Here is a 5,848-nt window from a genome sequence, read left to right as displayed (position 1 = left end):
CCCCACGTCCCGCGACCGGCTCGCCGCGCCGTCCGGGAGCCCCGCGAACGGACCGCCGAGCGTGAACGTGACGCGCCGCGCGGCGACGTCGGCCTCGGCGAGCTGGACCCGCACCTCGTCTCCGATCGGCAGCGCCTTGCCGACCACCCGTGCCCGGACGGCCGGGTCGCGCAGCACCACCTCGCCGCGCTGCAGCTCCTTGTCCGGCTGGTCGACGTCGACCACCACGGCGTCGAACTCCTCGCCCAGGCGGTCGGCGAGGAGCGACGCCTCGACGATGTTCACGCACTCGCGCTCGAAGGATGAGGACCGGCGGCCGGTCTCGGCCATCACGTCGGGCAGCCCGGGGAGGGCCTCCAGCACCCACTCGGGTACGGGTCGCCCGGCGGAGACGGCAAGGCAGACCTCGGCCGCGTACCGGTCCACCAGGCGGCGCAGCGGCGCGGTGACGTGCGCGTAGTCGGCGGCGATCGCGGCGTGCCGGGTGTTCTCCGGCGGCGGCACCGCGGCGCCGTCGGGCCCCCGCATGCCGAACGCGACGTACCCGGCGCCGCGGAAGAGCGTGGTCGCCTCGTTGAGGAAGGCCGCGTGCTCGGGGATGCGCGAGACGAGCGTCGGGACGAGCTTGGCGTAGGGCATGCTGTCCGGCCAGTCGATGCCGAGCGCGCGTGCCGTACGGTGCAGCCGGGCCAGGTCGCGCGGGTCGGCCTCGGGCAGGGTGCGCAGGATGCCCACGCCTGCCTCCCGCATGAGGTGGGCGGCCGCGATACCCGTGAGCAGCGAGATCTGCGCGTTCCAGTCCTCGACCGGCAGGTTGCGCCGGAACGACAGCGTGTAGGTGCCGTCCTCGCGCCGCTCCACCTCCTGCTCGGGTACGGAGAGCGAGACCCCGCCGCGCGCCAGCTCCAGCGACTGGCGCAGACGGCCGACGTCGGCCAGGAGCTGCAGCGACTCGCTCGCGGTGCCCGCGTCCAGCGTCGACTGCACCTCGGCGTACGTGAGCCGCTCGCGGCTGCGCACGAAGGCGCGCTCCAGCGCGGCGCCCTTGATGATGCCGCGCGCGTCAAGGGTGACCGTCCACAGGACGGCCGGGCGGTCCTCCTCGGGCAGCAGGCTGGCCGCGCCCTCGGAGAGCACCTTCGGGTGCAGCGGGGTGCGGGCGTCGGGACCGTAGACGGTCATGCCGCGCCGGTGTGCCTCCGCGTCCAGGGCACCGCCCGGCGTCACGAACGCGCCGACGTCCGCGATGGCGTAGTGCACCACGTAGCCCTCGCCGGACTGCTCCACGTGCACCGCCTGGTCCAGGTCCTTGGAGCCGGGCGGGTCGATGGTGACGAACTCGATGTCGCGGCGGTCGGCGCGGCCCGTCGAGAAGTCGTTCTCGACCGCCGCGCGCGCCTCTTCGAGCACGTCCTGCGGGAACATCGCGGGCAGGCCGACCTCCGCGCGAAGAGCCGCGAGGGCACCACTCACGTCGTCGGTGGCGGCGGGCGCGAGGCGCATCTGACGGATCGGCACAACTGCGAACATAAGCCGGTTCCGCGCTCACCGCTCGGTGTCGCTGTGCTATTCGACGACGACGGTCGCCACCAGCGCCCGGTGGTCGCTGCCGGGGACCTGCATCGCGACGACGTCGGAGACCGGCATGTCCCGTTCCACGACCACATGGTCCAGCGCGAAGAGCGGCGGGACGCGGTTGCCCTCCGGCCACGTGACGGCGGGGCCCGCGCCCCACTCACGGGTGGCGTCCACGAACCGCGAGCCGAGCAGGTCCCGGAAGGTCGCGTGGTCATAGGTGGCGTTGAAGTCGCCGGCCAGGATCTGCGGTGCGTCGTCCTCGTGGACGCGCTGCGTGAGCTCGACCAGCTCGGTGCGCCACGTCGTGATCTCGTCCGGCATCGGCGGGTACGGGTGCACCACGGTGACGCGGACGGCGGTGCCGCCCACGTCGATCAGGGCCGACGGCATCGCGAAGCTCGACCCGTGCTGCTGCTGCACGTCCGTCAGCTCGGTCGTGGACCAGAGCCCGCTGCCACCGGGGCTGTCCTCGGCGGGGACCGTGAAGCTGTGCGCCAGGAGCTCGTCCAGGCCCGCGTCGGTCAGCGCCTGCTCGAAGTCGGGGGTCAGCTCCTGGACCGACAGCACCTCGACGTTCTGGGACCGCACCAGGCTGACGACGCTGTCGGCGTCGGCCTGCCCGTACAGGGCGTTCACGGTCATGACCCGCACGGTGCCGGCGTCGGCCGGGTTCGCTACGTCCGACGTCTCCGGGGGCATGAAGAAGGGCGCCGTCCAGTACAGGAAGCCCGCGAACGAGACCCCGAGCAGCACCGTCAGCACCCAACGGCGCGAGAACAGCGCCACGATCAGCAGCGGCAGCACCACGAGCGGCGCCCATGGCGTGAACGCGACGAGCTGCGGCAGCGGTGCCACGTTGTCGAACGGAAGCGCCCTGGCCACCGCCACGAGAAGCAGGGGGATCGCGACGACCCAGAGCACGAGGGAGATGAGGCCACGGACAAATCGCACAGCCCGGACCCTACCGCTCCCCCGCCGGGCCCCGGATCAGCGTGCTGACCCGGGGCCGGGCGGCTCAGCCGAAGATGGCCGGGAGGGTCGCCTCGTAGGGCTCGCGGGCCTCGTCCAGCGGGATCTCGAACTGGCCCTCGACCACCACGGCGTCGCCGCCCGTGCTGCCGAGACGGAGCACCGGCACGCCGGCGTCCTCGGCGAGGTGGGTCAGCTCGCCCTCGTGCTCCGGGTCCACGGCGACGACGACGCGCCCGGTCGACTCCGAGAACAGAGCCACGAACGGGTCGACCTTGTCGCGGCCCGTGACGCCCTCGAGCGCCACGGACGCGCCGACGCCGAACCGCAGCGAGGACTCGATCAGTGCCTGCACGAGGCCGCCCTCGGACAGGTCGTGCGCGGCTGCCGCGAGACCCGACCGGCGGGCCTCCACGAGCACCGAGGCCAGCGCCTTCTCGGCGGCCAGGTCCACCTGCGGGGGCACGCCGCCGAGGTGCGAGTGCACGACGTCGGCCCAGGCCGAGCCGTCGAGCTCGTCCCGCGTGGTGCCGAGCAGCAGGAGGGAGAGGCCCTCGGTCTGCCAGCCGGACGAGAGCGCGGTGCTCACGTCGTCGAGCACGCCGAGCACGCCCACCACGGGGGTGGGGTGGATGGACGAGTCGATCTGGCCCGGCTCGCCCGTGCCGTTGTAGAGCGAGACGTTGCCGCCGGTCACGGGGACGCCGAGCTCCTGGCAGGCGTCCGCCAGACCCTCGATCGCCTCAACGAGCTGCCACATCGAGTCGGGGTGCTCCGGCGAGCCGAAGTTCAGGCAGTCCGTGACGGCGAGCGGCTCGGCGCCGGTCGTGGCCACGTTGCGGTAGGCCTCGGCGAGCGCGAGCGCGGCGCCAGAGCGCGGGTCGAGCTTGCCGTAGCGGCCGTTCGCGTCGGTCGCCAGCGCCACGCCGAGCCCGGTGGACTCGTCGACGCGGACCACGCCGCCGTCGTCGGGCTGCGCGAGCGCGGTGTTGCCCTGGACGAACCGGTCGTACTGGTTGGTGACCCACGCCTTGGAGGCGAGGTTGGGCGAGGCCAGGAGGGTCAGCGCGGTCTCGCGCAGCTCCTCGCCGGACGCCGGACGGGCGAGGCCCGCCGCCGTCGTCGAGTCGGCCTGCAGGCCGTCCTGCCACGCCGGACGCGCGTAGGGCCGCTCGTACACGGGGCCCTCGTGCGCCACGGTCCTGGGGTCGACGTCCACGATCCGCTGGCCGTGGTGGTCGATGGTGAGGCGGCCGGAGTCGTTGACCTCGCCGATGACGGCGGTCTCGACCTCCCACTTGCGCGTGATCGCGAGGAACGCGTCGAGCTGGTCGGGCCGGACGACGGCCATCATGCGCTCCTGCGACTCCGACATGAGGATCTCGCCGGCGTTCAGCGTGGGGTCGCGCAGCAGCACGTCGTCGAGGTCGACGTGCATGCCGCCGTCACCGTTGGAGGCGAGCTCCGAGGTGGCGCAGGAGATGCCGGCGGCGCCGAGGTCCTGGATGCCCTCGACGACCTTGGCCGAGAACAGCTCCAGGCAGCACTCGATGAGCACCTTCTCCATGAAGGGGTCACCCACCTGCACCGACGGGCGCTTGGCGGGGACGCCGTCCTCGAAGGTCTCCGAGGCCAGGATGGAGGCGCCGCCGATGCCGTCGCCGCCCGTGCGGGCGCCGAACAGCACGACCTTGTTGCCGAGGCCGGTCGCGTTGGCGAGGTGGATGTCCTCGTGGCGCAGCACGCCGAGGCACAGCGCGTTCACGAGCGGGTTGCCCTGGTAGGAGCCGTCGAAGACGAGCTCACCGCCGATGTTGGGCAGGCCGAGGGAGTTGCCGTAGCCGCCCACGCCCGAGACGACGCCGTGCACCACGCGCGCGGTGTCGGGGTGGTCGACGGCGCCGAAGCGCAGCTGGTCCATGACCGCCACGGGGCGGGCGCCCATCGAGATGATGTCGCGGACGATGCCGCCCACGCCGGTCGCGGCGCCCTGGTAGGGCTCGACGAACGACGGGTGGTTGTGCGACTCGACCTTGAAGGTGACGGCCCAGCCGTCGCCGATGTCGACGACACCTGCGTTCTCACCGATGCCGACGAGGAGGTGCTCCTTCATCTCGTCGGTCACCTTCTCGCCGAACTTGCTCAGGTGCACCTTCGACGACTTGTACGAGCAGTGCTCGCTCCACATCACGGAGTACATCGCGAGCTCGGCCGCGGTGGGGCGGCGGCCCAGGATGTCCTTGATGCGCTGGTACTCGTCCTCCTTGAGTCCGAGCTCGCCGTACGGCTGCACCTCGTCAGGGGTGGCGGCGGCGGCCTCGACCGTGTCCAGTGACGGAACGGCGGGAGTCGGGCGGGAGGGTGCCTGGGACGCGGGCGCGGTCATGTAGTTCCTCGCGTGCGGGGTAGGTTTCTGGGCGCCGGAGCGCCCCGCCAGTCTACGACGTGGGCCCGCCACCACGTGTCAGACGTACAGGCACCTCCTGTGACCTGTACGTCCGACGCGTGTCAGGGCGGTCAGCCCTGGTCGTAGACGCGGACGTAGTCGACGACCATCTGCTGCGGGAACTGCGTGGTGCCGTCGGGGTAGCCGGGCCAGTTGCCGCCCACCGCGACGTTTAGCAGCATGAAGAACGGCTGGTCGAAGACCCACTGGTTGCCGCCGACGTCGGCGGTGGTGCGGGTCTGGTAGACGTTCCCGTCGACCGACCAGGTGATGCGGCCGGGCTCCCGGTCCACCGCGAAGGTGTGGAAGTCGTCGGCGAAGGACCAGCCCTGCGGGTGGGTGTACGCCGCGCCGATCCCGGCGCCGCCGGAGTAGCCGGGGCCGTGGATGGTGCCGTGCACCATGTGCGGCTCGAAGCCGACGTTCTCCATGATGTCGATCTCGCCGGAGTTCGGCCACGGCGTACCGGAGTCGATCTGGCCGCCGAGCATCCAGAAGGCGGGCCAGATGCCCTGCCCGCGCGGGATCTTGATCCGTGCCTCGACGCGGCCGAAGGTGGGCTCCACCTTCCCCGCGGTGGTCAGGCGTGCCGAGGTGTAGCCGCCGTTCCCGTCCTGGCGGGCCGTGATGACGAGGTTGCCGTTCCCGTCCAGGGCCGAGTTGTCGCGCGAGCTCGTGTAGTTCTGGAGCTCGTTGTTGCCCCAGCCGCCGGCACCCGTCTCCTGGTTCCAGTTGGCCGGGTTCGGGGCGCTGCCTGCGGCGCCGTCGAACTCGTCCGACCAGGTCAGGGCGCCCACCGCGGCGGAGACCTCCGGCGCGGCCTGGGCCGCGCCGCCGTCGGGCGCGTGCTGGGTG

At 72.3% G+C, this 5,848-nt stretch carries 4 protein-coding genes; all 4 read right to left on the bottom strand.

All coding sequences use genetic code 11. The features are described 5' to 3' along the window. Window positions 1-1,518, bottom strand: a 1,518-nt coding sequence (locus tag PROKR_RS09935) for an RNB domain-containing ribonuclease (RefSeq protein ID WP_084800355.1), incomplete at its 3' end; no start/stop codon positions are given. A gap of 48 nt (window positions 1,519-1,566) precedes the next feature. Then, the gene (locus PROKR_RS09930; RefSeq protein WP_157601993.1) at window positions 1,567-2,529 is read right to left on the bottom strand and encodes an endonuclease/exonuclease/phosphatase family protein; all 963 of its coding nucleotides are present in this window, start codon (window positions 2,527-2,529) and stop codon (window positions 1,567-1,569) included. Between the two features lie 64 nt (window positions 2,530-2,593). Next, entirely contained in the window at window positions 2,594-4,933 is a 2,340-nt protein-coding gene (gene purL / locus PROKR_RS09925; protein WP_036962652.1) for a phosphoribosylformylglycinamidine synthase subunit PurL, read from the bottom strand. A gap of 131 nt (window positions 4,934-5,064) precedes the next feature. Next, a partial coding sequence (locus tag PROKR_RS09920) for a glycoside hydrolase family 16 protein (protein WP_051432841.1) occupies window positions 5,065-5,848 on the bottom strand: 784 nt, incomplete at its 5' end.

This window comes from Promicromonospora kroppenstedtii DSM 19349 (assembly GCF_000515355.1).
In the GTDB taxonomy this organism is placed as follows: Bacteria; Actinomycetota; Actinomycetes; order Actinomycetales; family Cellulomonadaceae; genus Promicromonospora; species Promicromonospora kroppenstedtii.
The sequence above is the reverse complement of the archived record's forward strand: the minus strand, read 5'-3'. Positions and strand labels throughout refer to the sequence as shown.

Bases quoted from the DNA above. Each gene is read 5' to 3' on its own strand.
- purL (WP_036962652.1), bottom strand. From the start codon at position 4,933: ATGACCGCGCCCGCGTCCCAGGCACCCTCCCGCCCGACTCCCGCCGTT.